27 protein-coding genes are annotated in these 24,904 nt (G+C 73.1%); 7 read left to right on the top strand and 20 right to left on the bottom strand.

What is annotated here, in order from left to right; translation table 11 throughout:
* Window positions 1-50: 50 nt before the first annotated feature.
* Together groL and groES are read right to left on the bottom strand one after the other, a co-directional pair.
* Complete coding sequence (groL, locus tag ACFCY1_RS25640; RefSeq protein WP_049654364.1) at window positions 51-1,676, bottom strand: chaperonin GroEL; 1,626 nt, start codon at window positions 1,674-1,676, stop codon at window positions 51-53.
* A 115-nt stretch (window positions 1,677-1,791) separates the two neighbouring features.
* Window positions 1,792-2,097 (bottom strand): co-chaperone GroES, encoded by a 306-nt coding sequence (groES, locus tag ACFCY1_RS25635; protein WP_049654366.1) that lies wholly within the window; start codon window positions 2,095-2,097, stop codon window positions 1,792-1,794.
* Between the two features lie 250 nt (window positions 2,098-2,347).
* On the opposite strand from groES, the gene ACFCY1_RS25630 reads away from it, so the two are divergent.
* Genes ACFCY1_RS25630 through ACFCY1_RS25615 form a run of 4 tightly spaced genes read left to right on the top strand, consistent with a single transcriptional unit; the run spans window position 2,348 to window position 4,550 of the window.
* Complete coding sequence (locus ACFCY1_RS25630; RefSeq protein WP_375876166.1) at window positions 2,348-2,683, top strand: hypothetical protein; 336 nt, start codon at window positions 2,348-2,350, stop codon at window positions 2,681-2,683.
* A complete protein-coding gene (locus tag ACFCY1_RS25625) occupies window positions 2,680-3,000 on the top strand; it encodes a hypothetical protein (protein WP_375876165.1) in 321 nt (106 codons plus the stop codon). Before ACFCY1_RS25630 ends, ACFCY1_RS25625 begins: the two co-directional genes overlap by 4 nt.
* Window positions 2,997-3,326, top strand: coding sequence for a hypothetical protein (locus tag ACFCY1_RS25620; protein WP_117488207.1), 330 nt, complete (start codon window positions 2,997-2,999; stop codon window positions 3,324-3,326). The genes ACFCY1_RS25625 and ACFCY1_RS25620 overlap by 4 nt, the downstream gene beginning before the upstream one ends.
* A 57-nt stretch (window positions 3,327-3,383) precedes the next feature.
* Window positions 3,384-4,550, top strand: coding sequence for a methyltransferase domain-containing protein (locus ACFCY1_RS25615; RefSeq protein ID WP_375876163.1), 1,167 nt, complete (start codon window positions 3,384-3,386; stop codon window positions 4,548-4,550).
* Between the two features lie 52 nt (window positions 4,551-4,602).
* On the opposite strand, the gene ACFCY1_RS25610 is transcribed toward ACFCY1_RS25615, so the two are convergent.
* The 5 genes from ACFCY1_RS25610 to tsaB form a co-directional block, all read right to left on the bottom strand.
* Window positions 4,603-5,505, bottom strand: a complete 903-nt coding sequence (locus ACFCY1_RS25610) for a polysaccharide deacetylase family protein (RefSeq protein WP_375876162.1) — start codon at window positions 5,503-5,505, stop codon at window positions 4,603-4,605.
* 80 nt (window positions 5,506-5,585) lie between these two features.
* A complete protein-coding gene (locus ACFCY1_RS25605; protein ID WP_074003950.1) occupies window positions 5,586-5,846 on the bottom strand; it encodes a hypothetical protein in 261 nt (86 codons plus the stop codon).
* Complete coding sequence (gene tsaD, locus ACFCY1_RS25600) at window positions 5,843-6,934, bottom strand: tRNA (adenosine(37)-N6)-threonylcarbamoyltransferase complex transferase subunit TsaD (protein ID WP_049655951.1); 1,092 nt, start codon at window positions 6,932-6,934, stop codon at window positions 5,843-5,845. Before tsaD ends, ACFCY1_RS25605 begins: the two co-directional genes overlap by 4 nt.
* Window positions 6,927-7,415, bottom strand: coding sequence for a ribosomal protein S18-alanine N-acetyltransferase (rimI, locus tag ACFCY1_RS25595; RefSeq protein WP_049655961.1), 489 nt, complete (start codon window positions 7,413-7,415; stop codon window positions 6,927-6,929). Before rimI ends, tsaD begins: the two co-directional genes overlap by 8 nt.
* 23 nt (window positions 7,416-7,438) lie before the next feature.
* Entirely contained in the window at window positions 7,439-8,113 is a 675-nt protein-coding gene (tsaB, locus tag ACFCY1_RS25590; protein WP_049655952.1) for a tRNA (adenosine(37)-N6)-threonylcarbamoyltransferase complex dimerization subunit type 1 TsaB, read from the bottom strand.
* A 154-nt stretch (window positions 8,114-8,267) separates the two neighbouring features.
* On the opposite strand from tsaB, the gene ACFCY1_RS25585 reads away from it, so the two are divergent.
* Window positions 8,268-8,834 carry a hypothetical protein gene (locus ACFCY1_RS25585; RefSeq protein WP_049655963.1) on the top strand — a complete coding sequence of 189 codons (567 nt, stop codon included), beginning with the start codon at window positions 8,268-8,270 and terminating at the stop codon, window positions 8,832-8,834.
* An 84-nt stretch (window positions 8,835-8,918) separates the two neighbouring features.
* On the opposite strand, the gene ACFCY1_RS25580 is transcribed toward ACFCY1_RS25585, so the two are convergent.
* From ACFCY1_RS25580 to ACFCY1_RS25560, 5 genes are all read right to left on the bottom strand, one after another.
* A complete protein-coding gene (locus ACFCY1_RS25580; RefSeq protein WP_049655953.1) occupies window positions 8,919-9,134 on the bottom strand; it encodes a hypothetical protein in 216 nt (71 codons plus the stop codon).
* 145 nt (window positions 9,135-9,279) lie between these two features.
* Window positions 9,280-9,777, bottom strand: a complete 498-nt coding sequence (gene tsaE / locus ACFCY1_RS25575) for a tRNA (adenosine(37)-N6)-threonylcarbamoyltransferase complex ATPase subunit type 1 TsaE (RefSeq protein ID WP_049655956.1) — start codon at window positions 9,775-9,777, stop codon at window positions 9,280-9,282.
* 116 nt (window positions 9,778-9,893) lie between these two features.
* Window positions 9,894-11,126, bottom strand: coding sequence for an alpha/beta fold hydrolase (locus ACFCY1_RS25570; RefSeq protein WP_375876161.1), 1,233 nt, complete (start codon window positions 11,124-11,126; stop codon window positions 9,894-9,896).
* Window positions 11,123-12,322, bottom strand: coding sequence for an alanine racemase (gene alr, locus ACFCY1_RS25565; RefSeq protein ID WP_375876160.1), 1,200 nt, complete (start codon window positions 12,320-12,322; stop codon window positions 11,123-11,125). Before alr ends, ACFCY1_RS25570 begins: the two co-directional genes overlap by 4 nt.
* Before the next feature lie 186 nt (window positions 12,323-12,508).
* Entirely contained in the window at window positions 12,509-13,984 is a 1,476-nt protein-coding gene (locus ACFCY1_RS25560) for an NAD(P)H-hydrate dehydratase (protein WP_375876159.1), read from the bottom strand.
* A 107-nt stretch (window positions 13,985-14,091) separates the two neighbouring features.
* On the opposite strand from ACFCY1_RS25560, the gene ACFCY1_RS25555 reads away from it, so the two are divergent.
* Window positions 14,092-14,616: a Uma2 family endonuclease gene (locus ACFCY1_RS25555; protein ID WP_375876158.1), complete on the top strand. Its 525-nt coding sequence runs from the start codon at window positions 14,092-14,094 to the stop codon at window positions 14,614-14,616.
* A 37-nt stretch (window positions 14,617-14,653) separates the two neighbouring features.
* Here the strand turns inward: ACFCY1_RS25555 and glmS are convergent, their stop codons facing one another.
* Window positions 14,654-16,510, bottom strand: a complete 1,857-nt coding sequence (glmS, locus tag ACFCY1_RS25550) for a glutamine--fructose-6-phosphate transaminase (isomerizing) (RefSeq protein WP_117488219.1) — start codon at window positions 16,508-16,510, stop codon at window positions 14,654-14,656.
* 99 nt (window positions 16,511-16,609) lie between these two features.
* Here glmS and coaA point away from each other — a divergent pair, with 99 nt between their 5' ends.
* Complete coding sequence (gene coaA / locus ACFCY1_RS25545) at window positions 16,610-17,605, top strand: type I pantothenate kinase (protein WP_049649055.1); 996 nt, start codon at window positions 16,610-16,612, stop codon at window positions 17,603-17,605.
* A gap of 170 nt (window positions 17,606-17,775) precedes the next feature.
* Here the strand turns inward: coaA and glmM are convergent, their stop codons facing one another.
* The 7 genes from glmM to ACFCY1_RS25510 all read right to left on the bottom strand — a co-directional run bounded on the left by glmM (window position 17,776) and on the right by ACFCY1_RS25510 (window position 24,887).
* A complete protein-coding gene (gene glmM, locus ACFCY1_RS25540) occupies window positions 17,776-19,140 on the bottom strand; it encodes a phosphoglucosamine mutase (protein ID WP_049649054.1) in 1,365 nt (454 codons plus the stop codon).
* Window positions 19,141-19,309: 169 nt separating this feature from the next.
* Entirely contained in the window at window positions 19,310-19,819 is a 510-nt protein-coding gene (gene rpsI / locus ACFCY1_RS25535; RefSeq protein WP_049649053.1) for a 30S ribosomal protein S9, read from the bottom strand.
* Between the two features lie 45 nt (window positions 19,820-19,864).
* The gene (gene rplM, locus ACFCY1_RS25530; protein WP_030055846.1) at window positions 19,865-20,308 is read right to left on the bottom strand and encodes a 50S ribosomal protein L13; all 444 of its coding nucleotides are present in this window, start codon (window positions 20,306-20,308) and stop codon (window positions 19,865-19,867) included.
* 255 nt (window positions 20,309-20,563) lie between these two features.
* A complete protein-coding gene (locus ACFCY1_RS25525) occupies window positions 20,564-22,222 on the bottom strand; it encodes an ABC-F family ATP-binding cassette domain-containing protein (protein ID WP_049649052.1) in 1,659 nt (552 codons plus the stop codon).
* Between the two features lie 41 nt (window positions 22,223-22,263).
* A complete protein-coding gene (gene truA, locus ACFCY1_RS25520) occupies window positions 22,264-23,175 on the bottom strand; it encodes a tRNA pseudouridine(38-40) synthase TruA (RefSeq protein ID WP_375876157.1) in 912 nt (303 codons plus the stop codon).
* 89 nt (window positions 23,176-23,264) lie between these two features.
* Complete coding sequence (gene rplQ / locus ACFCY1_RS25515) at window positions 23,265-23,738, bottom strand: 50S ribosomal protein L17 (RefSeq protein WP_049649050.1); 474 nt, start codon at window positions 23,736-23,738, stop codon at window positions 23,265-23,267.
* A 126-nt stretch (window positions 23,739-23,864) separates the two neighbouring features.
* On the bottom strand, window positions 23,865-24,887 hold the full coding sequence (locus ACFCY1_RS25510) for a DNA-directed RNA polymerase subunit alpha (RefSeq protein ID WP_049649049.1): 1,023 nt from the start codon (window positions 24,885-24,887) through the stop codon (window positions 23,865-23,867).
* Window positions 24,888-24,904 lie beyond the last annotated feature (17 nt).

The following is a 24,904-nucleotide window of genomic DNA, read 5'->3' as shown; positions in this document are numbered from 1 at the left end:
GCGCTCCCCCCGGGGGGAGCGGACCGGGCCTCCGGTCAGGCGTCGGAGCCTCAGTGCGAGTGGCCGTGGCCGTGGCCGTGACCGTTGTCGGCCTCCTCCTCCTTCTTCTCCACCACGAGGGTCTCGGTGGTGAGAAGCAGGGAGGCGATCGAGGCGGCGTTCTCCAGGGCGGAGCGGGTGACCTTGACCGGGTCGATGACGCCGGCCTTCACCAGGTCGCCGTACTCGCCGGTGGCGGCGTTGTAGCCCTGGCCGATCTCCAGCTCGGCGACCTTGGAGGTGATGACGTAGCCCTCCAGGCCGGCGTTCTGGGCGATCCAGCGCAGCGGCTCGTGCAGCGCCTTGCGGACCACGGCGACACCGGTGGCCTCGTCACCCGACAGGCCCAGGCCCTCGTCCAGCACCTTGGCGGCGTGGACCAGGGAGGCGCCACCGCCGGCGACGATGCCCTCCTCGACCGCGGCGCGGGTCGCCGAGATGGCGTCCTCCAGGCGGTGCTTGCGCTCCTTCAGCTCCACCTCGGTGGCGGCGCCGACCTTGATGACGCAGACGCCGCCGGCCAGCTTGGCCAGGCGCTCCTGCAGCTTCTCGCGGTCCCAGTCGGAGTCGGTCGCGGCGATCTCGCCCTTGATCTGGGCGACGCGGCCGGCGACGGCCTCGGAGTCACCGGCACCGTCGACGACCGTGGTCTCGTCCTTGGTGATGGTCACGCGGCGGGCGGTGCCCAGCACGTCCAGGCCGACCTGGTCGAGCTTGAGGCCGACCTCCTCGGAGATGACCTGGCCACCGGTCAGGACGGCCAGGTCGCCGAGGATCGCCTTGCGGCGGTCGCCGAAGCCCGGGGCCTTGACGGCGACGGCGTTGAAGGTGCCACGGATCTTGTTCACGACCAGGGTCGACAGCGCCTCGCCGTCGACGTCCTCGGCGATGATCAGCAGCGGCTTGGAGGCACCGCCCTGGAGGATCTTCTCCAGCAGCGGCAGCAGCTCCTGGATCGAGGAGATCTTGCCCTGGTTGATCAGGATGTACGGGTCCTCGAGGACCGCTTCCTGGCGCTCGGCGTCGGTGACGAAGTACGGCGACAGGTAGCCCTTGTCGAACTGCATGCCCTCGGTGAAGTCCAGCTCCACGCCGAAGGTGTTCGACTCCTCGACGGTGATGACACCGTCCTTGCCGACCTTGTCGATCGCCTCGGCGATCAGCTCGCCGACCTGGGTGTCCTGCGCGGAGAGGGAGGCGACGGCGGCGACGTCGTCCTTGCCCTCGATCTCGCGGGCGACGGACAGCAGGTGCTCGGAGACCGCGGCGACGGCCTTGTCGATGCCCTTCTTCAGGGCGGCCGGGCCGGCACCGGCGGCGACGTTGCGCAGACCCTCGTTGACCAGGGCCTGGGCCAGCACGGTGGCGGTCGTGGTGCCGTCACCCGCGACGTCGTTGGTCTTGGTGGCGACCTCCTTGACGAGCTGCGCGCCAAGGTTCTCGTACGGGTCGTCCAGCTCGACCTCGCGGGCGATGGTGACACCGTCGTTGGTGATGGTCGGGGCGCCGAACTTCTTGTCGATGACGACGTTGCGGCCCTTGGGGCCGATGGTCACCTTGACGGTGTCGGCCAGCTTGTTGACACCGCGCTCCAGCGAGCGGCGGGCGTCCTCGTCGAACTGCAGGATCTTCGCCATGTTCCCTATTCCCTCGGGGCTGCGGCCGGCCCACCGGCCGCCGAACTACGTGAACCAACAACCACGCCCCGGGCCCCTGTCACTGGGACACGGATCCGGGGCGGGTCGGTACGTCTTACTTCTCGATGACCGCGAGAACGTCGCGGGCCGAGAGGACGAGGTACTCCTCGCCCTTGTACTTCACCTCGGTGCCGCCGTACTTCGAGTACAGGACGATGTCGCCGACGGCGAGGTCGAGCGGCAGACGCTGACCGTCCTCGAAGCGGCCCGGGCCGACGGCCAGGACGACGCCCTCCTGGGGCTTCTCCTTGGCGGTGTCCGGGATAACCAGGCCGGAGGCCGTGGTGGTCTCGGCGTCGAGCGGCTGGACCACGATGCGGTCCTCGAGCGGCTTGATGGCAACCTTGCTGCTGGTGGTCACGTCCGAGCTCCCCTTCGGAGATTACGGGGTTTTCTAACGGGTAGGGGCGATCCTGCGGGCCTGCCGTCGCGGGGGTCAGACACACGTCGTCGCGTTAGCACTCCCCTAGTGGTGAGTGCCAAGGATGACCATAGGGCCGTGTTAGCACTCAGTCAACCAGAGTGCCAACGGCGAGTCCCGGAAGTCCCCGGTTCGCGATTGAGTAGCCGTACTCATGTACGACCGGGCCCGGCCCCGCCAGACTCCTGCCATGACCTCGATCCCGGTGCGCATCGGCCCGTCCCGGCCCAAGGACGCCGCCCTCGCCCTGCTGTCGCTGCCCCTGCTGGGGGCCGTGCTGCCGTTCGTCGCCTTCCTCCTCGTCGCCTGCCTCGGCAACATCCCCGGCTACGGGGACGACGGGGACGGGCGCGGGTGGGCCTTCTTGGGCATCGGGATGCTGGCCGCCCCGGTGGTCGCCCTGGCGGCGGGCCTCGTGGTGGCCTTCCGCAGCCGGCGGTCCGGCTACCGGCTCCTCCCGGTCGCCGCCGGGCTCGCCCCGTTCGCGCTGCCAGCGGTCCTCTCCTCGGGCGTGCTGTGGCGGTGAACCGGCTGCCGCCCGCCGACCCGCTGCGCCCGGTCGGCCGTCCGACGGACCTGCTGCTCGCGCTGCTGACGGTCCTGGGGGCCGCCTCGCTGCTGGGGTTCGGCTGGATCGCGGCCTTCCTGGCCGCGCTCGCGCTGGAGGCCCACCCCGCGATCGGCGGCTGGGCGGCCCGGGGCGCCGCGACCGCGCTGCTGCTCGTCCCGGTCGTGGCGGTGGCCCGGTACACCCACCGGCGGGGCTACCGGATCACCCCGGTCGCCGCCGCGGTCAGCCCCGCCCTGCTGACCGCCCTCGCCGGCGCGGGGTGGCTCCGGTGAGCCGGCCCCACGGCGCGCCCGGGCGGCCGCCGGTCCACTGGGCGCCGGACCTGGTGCTCGCCGCGGTGGTGGTCGCCGGGGCCGTCGCGGCGGCGTCCGTCGGGTCGTTCGTGCTCAACTGGCTGAAGCTGCTCGCCCTGTACGGCCCCGGGGTGGAGGCCCTGGACGTCTTCGGCGTCGTGGTGATGCTCGTCCTGCTGGCACTGACCGGCCGGGGCACCCGGCGGCTCGGGTACCGGATCACGCCGTACGCCGCGCTGGCGGCCGCGCCGCTGATGCCGCTGGTGTTCTGGCTGACCTCCGACGTCCCCGTCATCGGCCGGTGAACGCCGCGCGGCCGCTCCGGCCGACCGGCCACCCGGCCGACCCGCGAGAATGGCCCCGTGGACACCGAGAACCTCCAGCCGCTGCTGACCCCCGAGGGCCAGGCCCTGCTCGCCGAGCTGCGCGAGTTCACCCCCGAGGAGGAGCTCGCGCTGGCGACCCGCCTGCGGCGGGAGCACCCGGCGGAGCTGGTGTCGGCCGCGTTCGGGCAGGCGCGGCTGCGGCAGCGGGCGCGGGCGAAGTTCGGGGCGGACGCCGACCTGATGTACTTCACGCCCAACGGGGTCGAGCAGTCCACCCGGCGCAGCGTGGCCGAGTGGCGGGCCCGGCGGTTCGCCGACCTGGGCGTACGGCGGCTGGCGGACCTGTGCTGCGGCATCGGCGGGGACGTGCTGGCGCTGGCCCGGGCCGGCATCGAGGTGCTGGCCGTCGACAGGGACCCGGCGGCCTGCGCCGCCACCGCGGCCAACGCGGCCGCGCTGGGCCTGGCCGACCTGGTCGAGGTGCGCTGCGCGGACGTCGCCGAGGTGGACGTCACCGGCTACGACGCGGTGTTCACCGACCCGGCCCGGCGCACCGCGCGCGGCCGGGTGTTCGACCCGGAGGCGTACGCCCCGCCGCTCTCCTGGGCGATCGAGGCCGGCCGGCGGACCCCGATCGGCGCGCTGAAGGTCGCGCCGGGCATCCCGCACGAGGCCGTGCCGGAGGACGCCGAGGCCGAGTGGGTCTCGGACCACGGCGACGTCAAGGAGGCGGTGCTCTGGTTCGGCACCAGGGCCACCAGCCCGCACCGCGCCACCCTGCTGCCGCACGGCGCCAGCCTGACCGGCGGCGACCTGCCCGACCCGCCGGCCGGCCCGGTCGGGCGCTACCTGTACGAGCCGGACGGCGCGGTGATCCGGGCCCACCTGGTGGCCGAGGTGGCCGGGCAGGTGGGCGGCCGGCTGATCGACCCGAAGATCGCCTACCTGACCTCGGACGAGCTGGTCGCGACGCCGTACGCGCACGCCTTCGAGCTCACCGACGTGCTGCCCTTCAACATCAAGAAGCTGAAGGCGCTGCTGCGCGAGCGGGCGGTCGGCACGGTGGTGATCAAGAAGCGCGGGATGGCGATCACCCCGGAGGAGCTGCGCCGCCAGCTCAAGCCCTCCGGGCCGAACACCGTCACGGTGATCCTCAGCCGCACCGACAACGGGCCGCTGATGATGCTGGGGCAGCCGGTCTGACCCCCGGCGCGGCGGCCCGGCCCACGGCGCCGGGCCCGGGACCGGGACGGGGCTACGAGGCGGGCGCCTGGATGTAGTCCTCCAGCCGGGCCACCGAGAAGCCCTGCTCCTGGATCCGGGCCAGCAGGTCGCCGAACATCTGGGTCATCGTGGCGCCCTTGAGCTCCTTGGGGCCGCGGAAGTGCGCCAGGACGATGTCGCCGGGCTTCAGCTTCTTGTCCGCGGCCTGGTACTGCATGTCGTGGATCTGCATCGACTCGCGCCAGAGCACGATCGCGCGCGGGCCGCACTGCTGCACCGAGGTGTTGAGCACCGGGGTGTTGGCCCCGTCGCCGAACGGCGGGCGGAACAGCAGCGGGGCGGTGCCGTACTGCTGGGTGAGCGCGGCCTGGTCGTCGCAGATCTCGGCCTTCTGCTTGTCGGCCGACAGCTTGCTCATCACCGGGTGGTCCACGGTGTGGTTCTGGATGTGGTTGCCCAGCGCCTGGAGCGGCTTGAAGTAGCCGTAGTCGTTCTTGACGATGTCCTTCGTCAGGAACATCGAGATCGGCACCTTGAGGTCGGTGAGCATCTCGACGAACTTCGGGTCCTTCTCGGCGCCGTCGTCGATGGTGATGAAGACGACCTTGTCGCTGGTCTTCACATCGCTGAACACCGGTACGGGGCCAGTCCGTTCGAGCTTGATCGGCTTGTCGGCGGGCGGCGCCGGGGCGGGGGCGAGCGGGGTGAGGTTCCACTTGGCCCAGGCCGCCGCGTCGGCGCCCGCCGGGGTGCCCGCCGAAGGGGGCGCGGAGGCACTGGTCGGCGCCGCGCCGGTGGGCCGGGGCGTGGCCGCCGCCGTCGTGGCGGCGGGGGCGGCACCGCCACCGCCCCCGTTGTCCCCGCACGCGGTGGCGAAGGCCAGCAGGGCCAGCGCCCCCACCCCGTACGTCCTGGTCCTGCTCCGCCTGATCACCGCTGCGCGCTCCCGGTTCCCGTCCAGCCTTCTCTCAGCTATGCACGGTACCGACCGCCGCGGCGGTTCCCGGCCAGGGGCTACTCGACGTGCTCGCTGGTGAAGGACCAGCGGTGCACCGGACGGCCGAGCAGCCCGGCGGGCGGGTCGGCGACGGGCACCGGCTCGCCGTTCCACCAGGTGATCAGCAGCACCCGCTCGCCCGGGGCGGAGAGCAGTTCGAGGCGCTCCAGACCGGCCGAGCCGCGGACCGCGGGCAGCACCGACTCCCGTACCCAGGCGGCGAGTTCGTCGCCCCGGCCGGTCGCCGCCCGGGCCTCCCACATCGCGGCGACGGTCATGCCGCGCCGCCGCCGAGGGCGTCGTAGGCCTGGCCGTGGAAGTCCGTGTGGGGCACGTGGGTCTCGGTCACCGGCAGCGAGGAGTCCGCCGACAGGTCGAGGGCGGACGGCGTGCGGTCGCGCCACACCATCTCGGCGCCCAGTGCCGCGACCATCGCGCCGTTGTCGGTGCACAGGCCCGGCCGGGGCACCCGCAGCCGGATGCCGGCCCGGTCGCAGCGCTGCTGGGCCATCTCGCGCAGCCGCGAGTTGGCCGCCACGCCGCCGCCGATCATCAGGTGGTCGACGCCGTTGTCCTTGCACGCCTTGACGGCCTTGCGGGTGAGCACGTCGGTGACCGCCTCCTGGAAGGACGCCGCCACGTCGGCGACCGGCACCTCCTCGCCGGCCCGGCGCTTGGCCTCCACCCAGCGGGCGACGGCGGTCTTCAGGCCGGAGAAGGAGAAGTCGTACGCCGGGTCGTTGCGGCCGCTCAGCCCGCGCGGGAAGGCGATCGCCTTCGGGTCGCCCTCGCGGGCCGTGCGGTCGACGATCGGGCCGCCGGGGAAGCCGAGGCCGAGCACCCGGGCGACCTTGTCGAAGGCCTCGCCGGCCGCGTCGTCGATGGTCGCGCCGAGCGGGCGGACGTCGCTGGTGATGTCCTCGCTGAGCAGCAGCGAGGAGTGCCCGCCGGAGACCAGCAGGGCCATCGTCGGCGAGGGCAGCCGGCCGTGCTCCAGCTGGTCGACGCAGATGTGCGAGGCGAGGTGGTTGACCCCGTACAGCGGCTTGTCCAGCGCCCAGGCGTACGCCTTCGCGGCGCTGACGCCGACCAGCAGCGCGCCGGCCAGGCCGGGGCCGGCGGTGACGGCGATGCCGTCCAGGTCGCTCGCCTTGATCCCGGCGGTGTCCAGGGCGCGCTGGATGGTCGGGACCATCGCCTCCAGGTGCGCGCGGCTGGCGATCTCCGGGACGACGCCGCCGAAGCGGGCGTGGTCGTTGACGCTGGAGGCGACCGCGTCGGCCAGCAGCGTGGTGCCGCGCACGATGCCGACGCCGGTCTCGTCGCAGGAGGTCTCGATGCCGAGGACGAGCGGTTCGTCAGCCATGGCGGGTGTCCTCAATGTCCTTCGGGTCAGTGCTGTCAGTGCTCGGGTGGTCGAGGCGCATCACCAGCGCGTCGACGTTGGCGGGCTGGTAGTAGCCGCGCCGGATGCCCACCGGTTCGAAGCCGTGGCGCTCGTACAGCCGCTGGGCGCGCGGGTTGTCCACCCGCACCTCCAGCAGCAGCTCGGCGCACTCGCGCCGGGCGGCCTCCCGGATCAGGTCGGTGAGCAGCGCCGTGCCGAGGCCGGCGCCCTGGTGGCGCTCGTCGACGGCGATGGTCTGGACGTCGCCCTCGCCGGCGATCGCCATCAGTCCGGCGTAGCCGACGATCCTGCCGTCCGGGGCGGCCGCGACGGTGTAGTGGCGGGTGCCGCCGGGGTGGGACTCGGCCAGTTCGGACCAGAACATCCCGGCGGACCAGGCGTCCTCGGGGAAGAGCCGCAGCTCCAGCTCCAGCACCGGCGCGATGTCCCACCAGCGCATCGGGCGCAGGGTGGTGCCGTGGTTCACGCCGGGAGCACCGCCTTGCCTCCCAGAACGTTCTTGTAGGCCGCGGGGACCTGGGCGTCCGGGCGGCGCAGGTACAGCGGGTGGTTGGGCAGCAGCTCGCGCCCGGCGGCCAGCTCGGCGGCGGCGAAGCCGGCCAGGGCGCCGGCCGAGACGTGCTCGGGGCCGTGCGCGCCCGGGAAGGCGTCGGGGTAGAGCAGCGCGCCGGCGCCGACGGAGCGCGGCTGCGGGGTCAGCTCGGCCGGGCGGTCCACGGCGGGGCCCTCGGTGCGGCGGCCCTCGGCGTCGTACGAGGCCCAGTAGACCTCCTTGCGGCGCGCGTCGGTGGCGGCCGTGAACGGCTGCCCGGCCAGGCCCTCGGCGCGGGCCTGGAAGGCGATCGCGTCCAGCGTGCAGACGCCGTGCACCGGCAGCCCGAGGGCGTGGCCGAGCGCGGCGGCGGTCACCAGTCCGACCCGCAGGCCGGTGTACGGGCCGGGGCCGACGCCGACCGCGATGCCGGTCAGCCGGTGCTTGTCCACCCCGGCGGCCCGCAGCACCTGGTCGATCGCGGGCAGCAGCAGTTCACCGTGGCGCCTGGCGTCGACCTGGTGGGTCTCGGCGAGGACGGCCGTGCCGTCGTGGACGGCGGCGGTGACGGCGGGGGTAGCGGTGTCGAACGCGAGCAGCAGCACGGGTCAAGGTTAGACCGACGTTGGGCCGACCGGCCGATCGGCAGGGTGTACCAGGCGGGAACACAGATCCGAGGCACTGCGACCCGCGCGGATGAACCTGGCACGATGGGGCCGTACGTAAAGGGACGGCGGCGGGAGCGGCAACGTGGCGAAGATGGGTCCTGGAGTGGTGGTCACGGGGTTGACCCTGGGGGCCCTGGCGGTGGTGAGCCTGCTGGCCTTCCAGGCCAACGGCGCCCAGGACCGGGCCGGCGGCCCCAAGCCCACCGCCACCACCACGGCGACCGGCACGGCCACCGCCGCGGCGCCCACCGCCGCGGCCACCCCGACCGTCCCCCCGCTGCCGGCCACCTCGGGCACCGGCACCCGGGTGGTGTACTCGGTCGGCAGCCACTACGTCTGGCTGGTCGACCCGAAGAAGAGCCCGCAGGTCGCGGCCGCCTTCCCGGTCACCCCGGGCTCGGTCGAGCCGGCCCCGGGCAGCTACGCGGTGTACAGCCGCACCCCGACCACCACCGGGACGGACGGCAAGCAGATCGAGCACGTGGTGCGCTTCGCGCAGCAGAACGGCGTGGTGTTCGGCTTCAGCGCGGCGGTGGACGGCGCGACGCCGACCACCGACCCGAGCGCCAAGACCGGCGGCATCCGCAGCGGCCGCGCCGAGGGGCAGCTGCTCTGGGACTTCGCGCCGAAGGACACCAAGGTGGTCGTGATCGCCTGAGCCCGGACGGGACCGGGCGGCCCGGATTCGGGTTCGGGTTCGGGTTCGGGTTCGGGTTCGGGTTCGGGTTCGGGAGGAGCGGCCTCAGGCGGCCCGGGGCGTCCGCGCCTCGGGCCGTTCGTCGTGTCCGGGCCGCGGTCCGTCCTGCCGGGGGCGCGGTCCGGGCGGTGTGGACACCGCCTCGGCGGCCGCGCAGGCGGCCAGCAGCGCCCGCATCGGCTCTCCCGGAACGCGACGGGCGGACTCTCCGGCCCCGGCGGCGGTGACCGCGCGCTGCGGGGCGGGGGTGGTGCTCGACATGGCGCCTCCCTAGTTAGGCAGACCTAACCGCAGCACCCATCCCACCACGCCCGGCACCCCGGCCGCAACATCTTGCCGACAGTCTGTCGGCAAGATGTCGGCGAGTCGTCGGAGCCCCGTCGGCGGGTCGTCGGCGCCCTCCCGGCTATCCGAGTTCCGCCAGCGCCGCGTCCGCCCAGCGCGGGCCGATGCCGGTCAGCACCACCCGGCGCGGGTCCTGGTCGTCCCCGCCCTCGGTGCCGCCGATGGCGCGCTCGATCCGGACCTCCAGCCGGTCCTCGGACAGCCGCTCGACCTTGCCCTCGCCCCACTCGACCACGACCACCGACTCGGGCAGCGAGACGTCCAGGTCGAGGTCCTCCATCTCGTCCAGGTCCCCGCCCAGCCGGTACGCGTCCACGTGCACCAGCGCCGGGCCGCCGACCAGCGAGGGGTGCACCCGGGCGATCACGAAGGTCGGCGAGGTCACCGCCCCGCGGACCTGCAGCCCCTCCCCCAGGCCCCGGGTCAGCGTGGTCTTCCCCGCCCCCAGCTCGCCGGAGAGCAGCACCAGGTCACCCGGCCGCAGCAGCGCGGCCAGCTCCCGGCCGAGCCGGCCCATCCGCTCCGGGGTGGGGACGGTGAGAGTGGCGTGCGAGCCCATGCGCGTGTCTTGCCCTTCGGTCCGTACGGCGCGCCGACCACCGGCCGCCACCGCTACCGTGCCACATCGGCGGGCACCCGCGCGGCGGGTGGGCCCTCCGGGCGGGCACCCGGGCCTCAGGCGGGGTCGACGGCGGTCTCCGCGGTCCGTTCCCCGGCCAGGTCGAGGACGGCCGCGGGCAGCGGCGCGGCCCCGGCGAAGCCGGCGGCCCGGCGCAGCAGCCGGGCCAGCTCGTGGTCGACCAGCTCCGGGCACTCCAGCATCACCAGGTGCCCGGCGCCCTCGGCCAGCACCAGCTCCGCGCCGGGCAGCCGCTCGGCCATCGCCTCGCTGTGCGTCGAGGGCGTCAGCAGGTCCTTCGTCCCGGCCAGCACCAGTGCGGGCAGGCCGCGCAGGGCGTCCAGCGCCCCGTACTTCTCGTGCGCGCCGAACACCGGGTAGAACTCGGCGACCACGTCGATCGGGGTGGCGTCCAGCAGCTGCTCGGCGAAGCGCACCACACCGGGGTCGACGTCCCGGCCGCCGAAGGAGAACCTCCGGTAGAACACGGCGGCCACATCCGAGCCCAGCCGCCTGGTCGCCTCGACCAGGTCGACCTGGCGGCCCAGCAGCTTCACCACCCCGGGCGCGACCTTCTTGAACAGCTTCGCGCCGGCCTTCGGCAGGCCGAGGCTGACCTCGTTCCAGTCCCCGGCGAGGGTGCCGATCAGCGCCACCCCGGCGACGCGCTCGCGGAACAGCTCCGGGTGCTGGTCGGCCAGCGCCATCACCGTCATGCCGCCCATCGAGTGGCCCACCAGCACCAGCGGCCCGGTCGGCGCGACGGCGTCGACCACCGCCTTGAGGTCGCCGCCCAGCTGGTCGATGCCGGCCGGCTCGCCCGCCAGGTACGAGCGGGAGCGCTCGGAGCGGCCGTGGCTGCGCTGGTCCCAGAAGACCAGCCGCAGGCCCTCGCGCAGCGCGGCCCGCTGGAAGTGCCAGCTGTCCTGGTTGAGGCAGTAGCCGTGGCAGAACACCACGGTCAGCGGCTCGGCACCGGTCCCGCCGTCCGGCCCGCTCCAGCCGGTGCCGTCCAGCTCGACGTACAGCTCGGTGCCGTCCGGCGCGGCCACCGTCCTCGGGCGCCCGCGCAGCGAGCCGTACGGGGCGTTCGCGTCCAGCTCGGCCCGGGCCCGGCGGCGCATCGCCCGGCCGACGGTCAGCCGCTCGATCGCGACGCCCGCGGCCGCCCCGGCTGCCAGCACGCCGACCGAGATCCCGATCACACCCGCCCGGCTCACCCCGGAGGCGGCACCGGCCGCCCTGGCGACCGCCGCGACCGGACTGCCCTCGGCCGGCCCCCCGGTCATGCCGACCGGACCTCGGCGTGGCTGCCGCCCAGGTAGCGGCGGGGCACCCGGGCACCGATCCGGGTGATGATCTCGTACGAGACGGTGCCGCAGGCGCGGGCCCAGTCCTCGGCGGTGGGCTCGCCGCGCTCGCCGTTGCCGAACAGCAGCACCTCGTCACCGATCGCTGGGGCGTCGCCGCCGAGGTCCACCACGAACTGGTCCATCGCGACCCGGCCGGCCACCGTGCGCCACTTGCCGTCGATCTGCACCGGGCCGGTGCCGCTGGCGTGCCGGGGGATGCCGTCGCCGTAGCCGACCGGGACCAGGCCCAGCGTCGTCTCGCCCGGCGTCGTGTAGTGGTGGCCGTAGCTGACCCCGTGCCCGCCGGGGACGTGCTTGACCAGCGCCAGCCGCGCGGTCAGCGCCATCACCGGGCGCAGCCCGAAGTCCGCCGGCGAGCCCACCTCGGGCACCGGCGACAGCCCGTACGCGGCCAGGCCGGTGCGGACCAGGTCGAAGTGCGACTCCGGCAGCAGCAGGGTGGCCGGGGAGTTCGCCAGGTGCCGGACCTCGGGGCGCAGCCCGGCGGCCTCGGCCGTGGCCAGCGCGACGCGGTAGGAGTCCAGCTGGGCCTGGATCGACGGGTGGCCGGGCTCGTCCGCCGCGGCGAAGTGCGACCAGACGCCGACGACCGTCAGCAGCCCCTCCGCCTCGGCCCGGCGGGCGGCCGCCACCAGCCGCGGCCAGTCGTGCGGCTGGCAGCCGTTGCGGCCGAGGCCGGTGTCGGCCTTCAGGTGCACCCGGGCCGGGATGCCGGTCTCGCGCACGGCGGGCAGCAGCTCGTCCAGCGCCCACTGGCCGCTGACCGAGATGTCCAGGCCCGCGCGCAGCGCCTCGCACCACGGCCCGCCCGGCGTCCACAGCCAGCACAGGATGCGGGCCTGCTCGGGGCGGATGCCCGCGGCCCGCAGGGCCAGCGCCTCGTCCGGCGTCGCGCAGCCGAGCCAGCCGACCCCGTTCGCGACCGCCTCCCGGGCGCACTCGACCGCGCCGTGGCCGTAGGCGTTCGCCTTGACCGCGAGCATCACCGCCGTGCTGCCGACGCGCTCGCGCAACGCGGCGAGGTTGCCGCGCAGGGCGGCGAGATCGATGGTCGCCTCGGCCCGTACGCCGTCGGTGAGGGTGGCTGTGCCGATCGTGTTCGCAGTTGTCATCAGGGTCAGTCTCCCAGACGTCCCGGAGTCCTCGCCGAACGGCCCGTCGGCGCGGCGGCCGACGACCGGGCCGCGCGCACCGCGCCGACCTGCGGCGAACCGCTCGTCCGTCCCTTGCACGGACGCGTTCGACGGACCGTCCGGTTCCGGTTGCCGGACCTCCGGGCGCCTTCCCGGCCTTCCCGGTCAGGGCGTCCGGACCGCCCGCCACACCGCCGGCAGCGCGTCGGCCACCGCGAGCGCCGTCGTCGGGGCGCCCGGCTCGCCCGCCGCCTCACGGCCGGCCAGGCCGTGCAGGTAGGCGGCCGCCGACGCGGCGTCCAGCGGCGCGAGGCCGGCCGCCAGCAGGGAGCCGGCCAGCCCGGCCAGCACGTCGCCGCTGCCGGCCGTGGCCAGCCAGGAGGTGCCGGTCGGGTTCACCCGGACGGCCCCGCCCGGGTCGGCGACCACCGTGGTGGAGCCCTTCAGCAGCACCGTCGCGCGGTAGTCGGCCGCCAGCCGGCGGGCGGTGGCCAGCCGGGCCGCGGCCAGGTCGTCGGCGGCCGGCGGCGTGCCGCCCCCGGCGCCCGCGAGCAGCCGGGCGGCCTCGCCGGTGTGCGGGGTGAGCAGGGTGGGCGCGGTGCGGCCGGCCAGCGCGTCCGGGCCGAGCCGGCCCAGCTCGGTCAGCCCGTCCGCGTCCACCAGCACCGGAACGTCGCTCGCCAGCGCCTCGGCCAGCGCCTGCCGCGCCCCCTCGCCGCCGCCCGGCCCGACCACCCAGGCCTGCACCCGCCCGGCCCCGGCCGGACCGCCCTCGGTGACCAGCACCTCCGGGAAGCGCCGCACCACCTCCTCGGCCGCCGTGCCCACGTACCGGACGGCGCCCGCGCCCCCGTGCAGCGCCCCGGCCACCGCGAGCAGCGCCGCCCCCGGGTACGTCGCCGAGCCGGCCGCCACCCCGACCACGCCGCGCCGGTACTTGTCGCTCTCCGCGCCCGGCACCGGCAGCAGCGCCGCCACGTCCGCGTGCTGGAGCGCCGTCACCTCCGCGGCGGGCGGCTCCAGCCCGATGCCGACCAGCTGCACGGCGCCCGCGTACGAGGCCCCCGGGTCGATCAGCAGACCGGGCTTGTACGTGCCGAAGCAGACCGTGACGTCCGCGCGCAGCGCCACGCCCGGCACCTCGCCGGTGTCGGCGTCCACCCCGCTCGGCAGGTCCACCGCGACCACCACCCCGCGTCGCGCCGCCCGCGCGTACGGCTCCGCCGCGGGGCGCAGCCCGCCCCGGCCGCCGATGCCGACGATGCCGTCCAGCACCAGGTCCGCGCGCGAGAAGTCGGCCAGGCCGACTTCCTGCTCCACCGTCACCCGCCCACGGGCGGCCCGCAGCGCGGCCAGCCCGCCCGGGTGCGCCTTCTCCGGTACCAGCAGCACCGCCGTCACCCGCGCCCCGCGCCGGGCCAGCGCGGCCCCCGCGTACAGGGCGTCACCCCCGTTGTCCCCGCTGCCCGCGAGCACCGTCACCCGACTGCCGTACACCCGCCCCCGACGCCCGGTCAGCAGCCGCGCACACGTCGCGGCCAGCCCCGCGGCCGCCCGCTGCATCAGCGTGCCCTCCGGCAGCCGCGCCATCAGCTCGGCCTCCGCGGCCCGGACGGTTTCCACAGGGTGTGCATGACGCATTCGGGGACTCCTTCAGAAGTCGGCCGGTATCAGACCTGGGCGCACTTTCGAGTGACCCCTACAACGATCCCCCGCGCACACCCGGCTGTACGCCTACGTTGTCGCCTGTGGACATCCTTCAGTCGTTCCTGAGGCTGCACGTGCCCCAGGGGTGCAAGATCGAACTCTTCCAGGCCTGGGAAGAGATCATCGTGACTCCTCATCAGGGCGGTGCGCACGAGGACGTCGTCGCCCGGTTCGCCCGTACCGTGGCACGGGAAGCAGCCGGAGACCTGTACGTCAGCACGCACAAAGGCCTGATCACCCCGACCGGCCGATTCATCCCGGATGCGACCGTAGCCCCCGTCGGCCGCTTCCGGGGCCAGGAACCGTGGTCACCACCGACGGGCGTCGCGCTGGTCCTGGAAATCACGTCGACCAATCCGCTCAAGGAGCGCGAGCCGAAGCGGCTTGGCTACGCCGCCGCAGGCATCCCCTGCTATCTATTGGCCGACCGCGACGAAGAGAGGGTCACACTGTTCACCGAGCCCGAGAACGGGGACTACACCGCCCTCGTCGAGACCGGTTTCGGCAAGGCGATCGACCTCCCCGCCCCGTTCTCGTTCGCACTCGACACGGCGCCCCTGCGGTAGGACGCAGCCACCGCAGGGGCGCCGTACGGCCGAGCGGCTACTCGACGGTGACCGACTTCGCCAGGTTGCGCGGCTGGTCGACCTCGTGGCCCTTGGCCGTGGCCAGCTCGCAGGCGAAGACCTGCAGCGGGACGGTGGAGACCAGCGGCTGGAGCAGGGTCGGGGTCGCCGGGATGCGGATCAGGTGGTCCGCGTACGGGACGACGGCCTCGTCGCCCTCCTCGGCGATCACGATCGTGCGGGCGCCGCGGGCCCGGATCTCCTGGATGTTGGAGACGATCTTGTCGTGCAGGATCGACCGCCCGCGCGGCGAGGGCACGACCACCACGACCGGCAGCCCCTCCTCGATCAGCGCGATCGGGCCGTGCTTGAGCTCGCCCGCCGCGAAGCCCTCGGCGTGCATGTACGCCAGCTCCTTGAGCTTGAGCGCGCCCTCCAGGGCCACCGGGAAGCCGACGTGGCGGCCGAGGAACAGCACCGAGCGGGCGTCGGCCAGCGAGCGGGCCAGCTCGCGCACCGGCTCCATGGTCTCCAGGACCTGCTCGACCTGCTTCGGCGCGTCGCCGAGCTCCTTGATGACGGCGAAGATCTCGTCGCCCCACTTGGTGCCGCGCACCTGGCCCAGGTACAGGGCGACCAGGTAGCAGGCGACCAGCTGGGTCAGGAACGCCTTGGTCGAGGCGACCGCGACCTCCGGACCGGCGTGGGTGTACAGCACCGCGTCCGACTCGCGCGGGATGGTGGAGCCGTTGGTGTTGCAGATCGCCAGCACCTTGGCGCCCTGCTCGCGGGCGTGCCGCAGGGCCATCAGGGTGTCCATGGTCTCGCCGGACTGCGAGATGGCGATGACCAGCGTGCCCGGGCCCATGATCGGGTCGCGGTAGCGGAACTCGGAGGCGACCTCGACCTCGCAGGGGATGCGGGTCCAGTGCTCGATCGCGTACTTGGCGATCATGCCGGCGTGGAAGGCCGTGCCGCAGGCCACGATGACGACCTTGTCGACCGAGCGCAGGTCGGCGTCGGAGATCCGCAGCTCGTCGAGGGTCAGCCGGCCGTCGGTGCCGATCCGGCCGAGCAGGGTGTCGGCGACCGCCTTCGGCTGCTCGGCGATCTCCTTGAGCATGAAGTAGTCGTAACCGCCCTTCTCGGCGGCGGAGGCGTCCCAGTCCACGTGGTACTCGCGCACGTCGGCCGGGGTGCCGTCGAAGTTGGTGACGGTCACGCCCTCCCGGCGCAGCTCGACCACCTGGTCCTGGCCCAGCTCGATCGCCTCACGGGTGTGGGCGATGAAGGCGGCGACGTCCGAGGCGAGGAAGTTCTCGCCCTCGCCACGGCCGACCACCAGCGGCGAGTTGCGGCGGGCGCCGACGACCACGTCCGGCGCGTCCGCGTGCACGGCGACCAGGGTGAAGGCGCCCTCCAGCTGACGGCAGACCGCCCGCATGGCCTCGGCGAGGTCGCCCGCGTAGGCCTCGCCCAGCAGGTGGGCGACGACCTCGGTGTCGGTCTCGGACCGGAGGGTGTGGCCGCGCTCGGCGATCTCGGCGCGCAGCTGGGCGAAGTTCTCGATGATGCCGTTGTGCACCACCGCGACCCGCTCGCGGTCGTCCAGGTGGGGGTGGGCGTTGGCGTCCGTCGGGCCGCCGTGGGTGGCCCAGCGGGTGTGGCCGATGCCGGTGGTGCCGCCGGGCAGAGGGGTCTCGGCGAGCGACTTCTCCAGGTTGGCGAGCTTGCCCGCCCGCTTGTCGGTGGCCAGGCTCCACTGCCCTTCGGAGTCCTGGACCTGCACCGCGACACCGGCCGAGTCGTAGCCCCGGTACTCCAGTCGCTGCAAGCCTGCGATTACTACGTCGAGGGCGGTCTGAGCGCCCACGTATCCAACAATTCCGCACATGCGTGCCAGCATAAGGGCGGTTCTGTGGCCGTTTTCCCGCCGCGCGGGAACACTGCGTGACCGACACCACAGCCACCGTGAACGCCGCGACGGCTCACAATGGAGCATGTGCTGACCGAACTCTGTACGCCGGGCGCCGCCACGCCCGGCCCGTCCCCGTCCCCCTACGTGGACCTCAGCCGGGCCGAGTGGAGCGCGCTGCGCGAGCGTACGCCGCTGCCGCTGACCGCCGAGGAGGTGGAACGGCTGCGCGGCCTCGGGACCGCCCTCGACCTGGACGAGGTCCGCGACGTCTACCTGCCGCTGTCGCGCCTGCTGAACCTGTACATCCACGCCACGCACGAGCTGCGCGGGACGCTGGGCACGTTCCTGGACACCCCGGACACCGAGCGCACCCGCACCCCGTTCATCATCGGCGTGGCCGGCTCCGTCGCGGTCGGCAAGTCCACCACCGCCCGTCTGCTGCAGGCGCTGCTGGCCCGCTGGCCCGAGCACCCCCGGGTCGAACTGGTCACCACCGACGGCTTCCTGCTCCCCAACGCCGAGCTGCGCCGCCGCGGCCTGATGGCCCGCAAGGGCTTCCCGGAGTCGTACGACCGCCGGGCGCTGATGCGCTTCGTCGCGGACGTGAAGGCGGGCAAGGAGCGGGTCAGCGCGCCGGTCTACTCGCACCTGGTGTACGACATCGTGCAGGGCGAGCGGCTGACCGTGGAGCGCCCGGACATCCTGATCGTCGAGGGCCTGAACGTGCTCCAGCCGGCCCTGCCCGGCAGCGACGGCCGCACCCGCCTCGCGGTGGCCGACTACTTCGACTTCTCGATCTACGTCGACGCCCGGACCGACGACATCGAGCACTGGTACCTGGACCGCTTCCGCAAGCTGCGGCAGACCGCCTTCCAGGACCCGAACTCCTACTTCCGCCGCTTCACCGAGGTGCCGGAGGAGGAGGCGATGGAGTACGGCCGGCAGGTCTGGCGCACCATCAACAAGCCCAACCTGCTGGAGAACGTGCTGCCGACCCGCGGCCGGGCCACCCTGATCCTCCAGAAGGGCCAGGACCACAAGGTCCGCCGGGCCCTGCTGCGCAAGCTCTGAGCCCACCCCGACGAGCGCGCCCCGACGAGCGCCCCCCGACGAGCGCCCCCCGACGAGCGCGCCCCGACGAGCGCCCCCCGAGGGGCGCGCCCGGGGAGGCACCTCCGGAGGAGCGCACGACACGAAGGGCCCCCGCGGCGCGCGGGGGCCCTTCACCGTGTCTCCGGGGCTCAGCCCAGGTGGGTGCGCACGGCCTCGGCCAGGCGCTGCCCGACCGTCTCGGCCTGTGCCGGGTCGGCGGCCTCGACCATCACCCGGACCAGCGGCTCGGTGCCCGACGGGCGCAGCAGCACCCGGCCGGTGGAGCCCAGCTCGGCCTCGGCCTCGGCGACCGCGGCGGCCAGCTCGGTGCTGGTCCTCACCCGGGACTTGTCGACGCCCTTGACGTTGATCAGCACCTGCGGCAGCCGGGTCATCACGGCGGCCAGGTCGGCCAGCGGCTGCTTGGTGGCGGCCAGCCGGGCGCCCAGCATCAGGCCGGTCAGGGTGCCGTCACCGGTGGTGGCGTGGTCCAGCAGGATCACGTGGCCGGACTGCTCGCCGCCCAGCGCGAAGCCGTGCTCCTTCATCGCCTCCAGCACGTAGCGGTCGCCGACGGCGGTCTCCACCAGCTCGACGCCCTCGCGCTCCATCGCCAGCTTGAAGCCGAGGTTGGACATCACGGTGGCCACGGCGGTGTTGCCGCGCAGGGTGCCGGCCTCCTTCATGGCGATCGCGAGGATGGCGATGATCTGGTCGCCGTCCACCTCGTTGCCCTCGGCGTCGGCGGCCAGGCAGCGGTCGGCGTCCCCGTCCAGGGCGATGCCGAGGTCGGCCCGGTGCTCCTTCATGGCGACGCGCAGCCGGTCCAGGTGGGTGGAGCCGACGCCGTCGTTGATGTTGAGGCCGGTGGGCTCGGCCCCCAGGGTGTGGACCACCTCGGCGCCGGCCCGGGCGAAGGCCTCGGGGGCGACGTAGGCGGCCGCGCCGTGGGCGCCGTCGATGACGACCTTGATGCCGTCCAGGCGGTTGGGCAGCACGCCGATCAGGTGGGCGACGTACTTGTCGAAGCCCTCGGTGTACTCGCGCACCCGGCCGACGGCCGCGCCGGTCGGACGGTTCCAGTCCTCGTCGCCGAGGGTGTGCTTGCGGTAGTGGGTCTCGATCGCGTCCTCGATGCGGTCGTCCAGCTTGTGGCCGCCGCGGGCGAGGAACTTGATGCCGTTGTCCGGCATGGCGTTGTGGCTGGCGGACAGCATCACGCCGAAGTCGGCGCCGAGCGCGCCGGTGAGGTACGCCACGGCCGGGGTGGGCAGGACGCCGACCCGCAGGACGTCGACGCCGGCGCTCGCCAGACCGGCGATGACGGCGGCCTCCAGGAACTCGCCCGAGGCGCGCGGGTCACGGCCGACCACCGCGACCGGCCGGTGGCCGTCGAAGGCGCCGGCCTCGCCGAGCACATGGGCCGCGGCGACCGACAGGCCGAGCGCCAGCTCCGCCGTCAGGCCCTCGTTGGCCACCCCGCGCACGCCGTCCGTACCGAAGAGTCGTCCCACTGTCCCGTCCTCCATCACCACTGCTCGGAACCCAAACCGATGATCCCGGCCGCCGCACAGTAGCCGGGGAACACGTCGCCCCGGAGTACGCGAGGTACTCCGGGGCGACGGTTTTTCGCGCAACCAGGGGGTGCGCCGCCAGGGCGGACCGCACCCCCGGGGGAGGCGATTAGCGCTTGCTGTACTGCGGCGCCTTGCGGGCCTTCTTCAGACCGGCCTTCTTGCGCTCGACGGCGCGGGCGTCACGGGTCAGGAAGCCAGCCTTCTTCAGCGCGCCGCGGTTGTTGTCCACGTCGGCCTCGTTCAGGGCACGGGCGACGCCGAGGCGCAGCGCGTAGGCCTGGCCGGAGACGCCGCCACCGCTGATGCGGGCGACGACGTCGTAACGGCCGTCCAGCTCGAGGAGCTTGAAGGGCTCGTTCACGGTCTGCTGGTGCACCTTGTTGGGGAAGTAACCCTCGAGGGTGCGACCGTTGATCTTCCACTGGCCGGTGCCGGGGACGATGCGCACGCGGGCGATCGCCTCCTTGCGACGGCCCAGGCCGGCGCCGGGGACGGCCTCGCCGAAGCGGCCGGCCAGCGACTCGGAGGTGTAGCTCTCCTCGGAGGTGTACTCGCCCTCGACGGCCTCAACGGCCTCGTCGAAGTCGACCTCAAGGGTTTCAGTGGTCTCGGCCACGGTGTTCCTCAGCTCTTTTCAGTGTTGGGGGGCTTGGTGGCCGAATTACTGCGCGACCTGGGTGATCTCGAACGGCACCGGCTGCTGGGCAGCGTGGGGGTGCTGGTCGCCCGAGTAGACCTTCAGCTTCGAGAGCATCTGGCGGCCCAGGCTGTTCTTGGGGATCATGCCCTTGATGGCCTTCTCGACGGCCTTCTCCGGGTTGTTCGCCAGCAGGTCGTCGTAGCGCACCGAGCGCAGACCGCCCGGGAAGCCCGAGTGGCGGTAGGCCAGCTTCTGGGTCTTCTTGTTACCGGACAGGTGCACCTTGTCGGCGTTGATGATGATGACGAAGTCACCAGTGTCAACGTGCGGCGCGTAGATCGCCTTGTGCTTGCCCCGGAGGAGGTTGGCGGCCTGGGAGGCCAGGCGGCCGAGCACGACGTCGGTCGCGTCGATGACGTGCCACTGACGCTGGACGTCGCCGGGCTTGGGGCTGTACGTACGCACGGTCGTAGCCTTCGCTTTTCAGTGAGTGAGTCCTGACAGGAGCACCCGGACGGCAGAGCAGCCTGGCCAACCTTGGACGCAATTCAAGGGTGACCGCTGGTCGACGACCTGATGTCTCCGGCGTACCGACCTCTCACGTGAGATAGAGCGAGCCAATACGCACATCAAGCGTCCAGGTTACCGGCCGGATCCGAAGGGGTCAAAAATGGGTCAGCTCCTTCCGGCCGGAGGCCCGGCCCGCGGCCCGGCCGTCACTCAGCGTTCGCGCTCCACGCGGGTCACGTCCCAGACCGGTTCCGGCGACTCGAACACCCGGCCGTCCGCGCCGAACACCAGGAAACGGTCGAAGGTCTTGGCGAACCAGCGGTCGTGGGTGACGCACAGCACGGTGCCGTCGAAGGCCTCCAGACCGGCCTGCAGGGCCTCGGCGCTCTCCAGGTCCAGGTTGTCGGTCGGCTCGTCCAGCAACAGGGCCGTGACACCGGAGAGTTCGAGCTTGAGGATCATCAGCCGGGCCTGCTGCCCGCCGGACAGCGACTCGAACTTCTGCTCCTCCTGGCGGTCCAGCTCGTACCGGCGCAGCGCCCCCATCGCGGCGCCGCGGCTGAGCGCGTGCTCCTCCTCGACGATCGACCGCACGGTGCGGCCGAACAGCTCCGGGTGGGCGTGGGTCTGCCGGAAGTGGCCGGGCACGACCCGGGCGCCGAGCTTCCAGGCGCCGGTGTGCTCGACGGTCTCGTCCCCCGCGAGCAGCCGCAGCAGGTGCGACTTGCCGGCGCCGTTGGCGCCGAGCACCGCGACCCGCTCGCCGTAGAAGACCTCCAGGTCGAAGGGCCGCATCAGGCCGGTGAGCTCCAGCTGCTCCAGGGTGAAGGAGCGCACACCGGTGCGCCCGCCCTTGAGCCGCATGGTGATGCTCTGCTCGCGCGGGGGCTCCTCCGGCCGCCCGGCCTCCTCGAACTTCTTCAGCCGGGTCTGGGCGGCGGCGTAGCGGGTGGCCAGGGCGTGGCTGACGGCGGCGGCCTGGCGCAGGGTGACGACCAGCTTCTTGAGCTTGGCGTGCTCCTCGTCCCAGCGCCGGCCGAGCTCCTCGAACCGCGCGAAGCGGTCCTTGCGGGCCTCGTGGAAGGAGTCGAAGCCGCCGCCGTGCACCCAGACGCTGCTGCCCGCCGCGCCGGACTCCACGGAGATGATCTTGTCGGCGGTCTTGGAGAGCAGCTCGCGGTCGTGCGAGATGAACAGGACGGTCTTCGAGGTGGCCTTGAGGGCCTCCTCCAGCCAGCGCTTCGCCGGGACGTCCAGGTAGTTGTCGGGCTCGTCGAGCAGCAGCACCTCTTCGGGGCCGCGCAGCAGCGCCTCCAGCACCAGCCGCTTCTGCTCGCCGCCGGAGAGGGTGTTCAGGCCCCGCCACTGGGCCTTGTCGAAGGACACCCCGAGGGCCGCCATGGTGCAGACGTCCCAGTCGGTCTCGTAGTCGTAGCCGCCGACGTCGGCCCAGTCGGAGAGCGCCTGGGCGTAGGCCATCTGCGTCTTCTCGTCGTCCTGGGCGATCATCGCCAGCTCGGCGGCGTCCACCGCGCGGGCGGCCTTGGCGATCCGCTCGGGGGCGACGGAGACCAGCAGGTCGCGCACCGAGGCGTCGGCCGGCAGCGCGCCCGGGGTGGACTGCTGGTCCTCGCGGCCGGTGGTGCCGACGAACTGGCGCATCACGCCGAGCCCGCCGCTGATCGTCACCGTGCCGCCGTGCGGCTGGATGTCCCCCGCGATCATCCGGAGCAGGGTGGTCTTGCCGGCGCCGTTGGCACCGACCAGGGCGACCGCGGCGCCCTCTCCGACCCGGAAGGACGCGTCGTCGAACAACACGCGCCCGTCCGGCAGGTAGTACTCCAGGTGCGAAATCTCGACGTGTCCCATGGGAACGATTCTCCCAAGCGGACGCGCCGGGCCAAAACGGATTAACCGATGGCCGGCTGACCGGGCAGGGTCCGCATCCGCCGGGCCGCGCGGTTGCGCTCGGCCAGCTGGTCGTCCGGCGGGTAGCCGACCTCCTCCAGCGTGAGCCCGTACGGCCGGATCACGTTGACGGCGGAGTTGCGCACCCCGCCGGCCAGCACCTCGCCGGGGAACTCCACCGGCCGGTGCCCGTCGCCGACCAGCAGCATCGCGCCGACCAGCGCCCGGACCATGTTGTGGCAGAAGGCGTCGGCCCGCACGGTGGCGACCGCGAGCGAGCCCTCCTGGGCGGCGTACGGGTCCACCGGGACGCGCTCCCAGTGCAGCTCCAGCAGGGTGCGGATGGTGGTGGCGCCCTCGCGCTTCTTGCAGTACGCGGCGAAGTCGTGCTCGCCGAGCAGCAGCTTCGCGGCGGCGTTCATCTTCTCCACGTCCAGCGGCCGGTCGTGCCAGAGCACGTGGCCGCGCAGCAGCGGGTCCACCCCGCCGGGGTGGTCGGAGACCCGGTACGCGTACCGGCGCCAGACGGCCGAGAAGCGGGCGTCGAACCCGGCCGGCGCCTCGCCGACCCGGTAGATCCGGACGTCCCCGGGCAGCCGGCCGGCCAGCCGGCGCAGCAGCTTCTCCCGGTGCTCCGCCCACAGCTCGGCCGGCAGGTCGACGTGGGCGACCTGGCCTCGGGCGTGCACCCCGGCGTCGGTGCGGCCGGCCACGGTCAGCGGGAACAGCTCCGGGCTGCGGGTGACGACCTGCAGCGCGCTCTCGATCTCCTCCTGGACCGTCCGGCGGCCGCCCTTCTGGCGGGCCCAGCCGGAGAACTCGGCACCCTGGTAGGCGAGGTCGAGCCGGACCCGGACGTACCCGTCGGCCGGGCCGTCCTTCACCGGCGGCTGCTCGACGCACTCGTTGACCACTGCTTCTCTTCTCCCGGGACCTCGAAGAACAAGGAACGGGCCCGCTCCCCCATCACTGGGGAAGCGGGCCCGCAACACACCTAGAGGTGTCAGGCCTGCTCGGCCTCGGCGGCGTCGGCCTTGGTCTCCTCGACCTTGGCGTCGGCCTCCTTGACGGCACGCTTGGTGGCGGCCTCGGCCTCGCCGACGGCGGTCTGCGCGACGGTCAGCGCCTCGACCAGCTCGATCACGGCCATCGGGGCGTTGTCGCCACGACGGGGACCGATCTTGGTGATACGGGTGTAACCACCCGGGCGGTTCTCGTAGCGCGGCGCGATCTCGGTGAAGAGGGTGTGCAGCACCGACACGTCGGTGATGGTCTTGCGCACCAGGCGACGGTTGTGGATGTCGCCCTTCTTCGCCTTGGTGATCAGCTTCTCCGCCAGCGGGCGCATCCGACGGGCCTTGGCCTCGGTCGTGGTGATGCGGCCGTACTGGAACAGCTCCCGGCACAGACCGGCGAGCAGCAGCGGCTCGTGGTGCGGGCCGCCGCCGAGGCGGGCACCCTTGGTGGGACGCGGCATGGATTACTCCTTGGATCTCCGACTACGGCCGTATCAGGTACCGCAGCGGGCGTACGGGCACTGTTGCCCGTACGACTTTCACGACGACGGGGGCGGTTCGTGGAACCGCCCCCGCGGCCAATTCTCTCAGTACTGCTCGGTCTCGGCGAAGTGCGAGTCGTCGAGGTCGTCGGCGCCGAAGGCGTCGGCGGCAGCGGTCGGGTCGAACCCGGGCGGGCTGTCCTTGAGGGCCAGGCCCATGCCGGCCAGCTTCGCCTTGACCTCGTCGATCGACTTCGCACCAAAGTTGCGGATGTCGAGCAGGTCGGCCTCGGAGCGGGCGACGAGCTCACCCACGGTGTGGATGCCCTCGCGCTTGAGGCAGTTGTAGGAGCGGACCGTGAGCTCCAGCTCCTCGATCGGCAGCGCCAGGTCGGCGGCCAGGGCGGCGTCCGTCGGGGACGGGCCCATGTCGATGCCCTCGGCGTCGATGTTCAGCTCGCGGGCGAGGCCGAACAGCTCCACCAGGGTCTTGCCGGCCGAGGCCATGGCGTCGCGCGGACGCATGGCGGGCTTGGTCTCGACGTCGACGATCAGCTTGTCGAAGTCGGTCCGCTGCTCGACACGGGTGGCCTCGACCTTGTAGGTGACCTTCAGCACGGGGCTGTAGATCGAGTCGACCGGGATGCGGCCGATCTCCTGGCCGGAGGCCTTGTTCTGGACGGCGGAGACGTAGCCGCGACCGCGCTCGACGGTCAGCTCCATCTCCAGCTTGCCCTTGCCGTTCAGCGTGGCGAGGACCAGCTCCGGGTTGTGCACCTCGACACCCGCCGGCGGGGCGATGTCGGCGGCGGTGACGACACCCGGGCCCTGCTTGCGCAGGTACATCACGACCGGCTCGTCGTGCTCCGAGGAGACGACCAGCTGCTTGATGTTGAGGATGAGGTCGGTCACGTCCTCCTTGACGCCCGGCACGGTGGTGAACTCGTGCAGGACGCCGTCGATGCGGATGCTGGTGACAGCGGCACCCGGGATCGACGACAGGAGCGTGCGGCGCAGGGAGTTGCCGAGGGTGTAGCCGAAGCCCGGCTCCAGCGGCTCGATCACGAACCGCGAGCGGAACTCGTCGACGACCTCTTCGGTCAGCGAGGGGCGCTGAGCGATAAGCATGGGGGGAATCCTCCAGT

The sequence above is a fragment of the Kitasatospora sp. NPDC056273 genome (assembly GCF_042268845.1).
In the GTDB taxonomy this organism is placed as follows: domain Bacteria; phylum Actinomycetota; class Actinomycetes; order Streptomycetales; family Streptomycetaceae; genus Kitasatospora.
Note: the sequence above shows the minus strand (reverse complement) of the source record. Positions and strands in the feature narration are given on the sequence as shown.

Coding starts and splice junctions, on each gene's coding strand:
- alr (WP_375876160.1), bottom strand. CDS start 12,322: ATGACAACTGCGAACACGATCGGCACAGCCACCCTCACCGACGGCGTA.
- ACFCY1_RS25580 (WP_049655953.1), bottom strand. CDS start 9,134: ATGTCGAGCACCACCCCCGCCCCGCAGCGCGCGGTCACCGCCGCCGGG.
- ACFCY1_RS25560 (WP_375876159.1), bottom strand. CDS start 13,984: ATGCGTCATGCACACCCTGTGGAAACCGTCCGGGCCGCGGAGGCCGAG.
- ACFCY1_RS25585 (WP_049655963.1), top strand. CDS start 8,268: ATGGGTCCTGGAGTGGTGGTCACGGGGTTGACCCTGGGGGCCCTGGCG.
- tsaE (WP_049655956.1), bottom strand. CDS start 9,777: ATGGGCTCGCACGCCACTCTCACCGTCCCCACCCCGGAGCGGATGGGC.
- rplQ (WP_049649050.1), bottom strand. CDS start 23,738: ATGCCGCGTCCCACCAAGGGTGCCCGCCTCGGCGGCGGCCCGCACCAC.
- ACFCY1_RS25525 (WP_049649052.1), bottom strand. CDS start 22,222: ATGGGACACGTCGAGATTTCGCACCTGGAGTACTACCTGCCGGACGGG.
- glmS (WP_117488219.1), bottom strand. CDS start 16,510: ATGTGCGGAATTGTTGGATACGTGGGCGCTCAGACCGCCCTCGACGTA.
- tsaD (WP_049655951.1), bottom strand. CDS start 6,934: ATGGCTGACGAACCGCTCGTCCTCGGCATCGAGACCTCCTGCGACGAG.
- rimI (WP_049655961.1), bottom strand. CDS start 7,415: ATGCGCTGGTGGGACATCGCGCCGGTGCTGGAGCTGGAGCTGCGGCTC.
- coaA (WP_049649055.1), top strand. CDS start 16,610: ATGGAGCATGTGCTGACCGAACTCTGTACGCCGGGCGCCGCCACGCCC.
- ACFCY1_RS25605 (WP_074003950.1), bottom strand. CDS start 5,846: ATGACCGTCGCCGCGATGTGGGAGGCCCGGGCGGCGACCGGCCGGGGC.
- ACFCY1_RS25510 (WP_049649049.1), bottom strand. CDS start 24,887: ATGCTTATCGCTCAGCGCCCCTCGCTGACCGAAGAGGTCGTCGACGAG.
- groL (WP_049654364.1), bottom strand. CDS start 1,676: ATGGCGAAGATCCTGCAGTTCGACGAGGACGCCCGCCGCTCGCTGGAG.
- ACFCY1_RS25570 (WP_375876161.1), bottom strand. CDS start 11,126: ATGACCGGGGGGCCGGCCGAGGGCAGTCCGGTCGCGGCGGTCGCCAGG.
- ACFCY1_RS25630 (WP_375876166.1), top strand. CDS start 2,348: ATGACCTCGATCCCGGTGCGCATCGGCCCGTCCCGGCCCAAGGACGCC.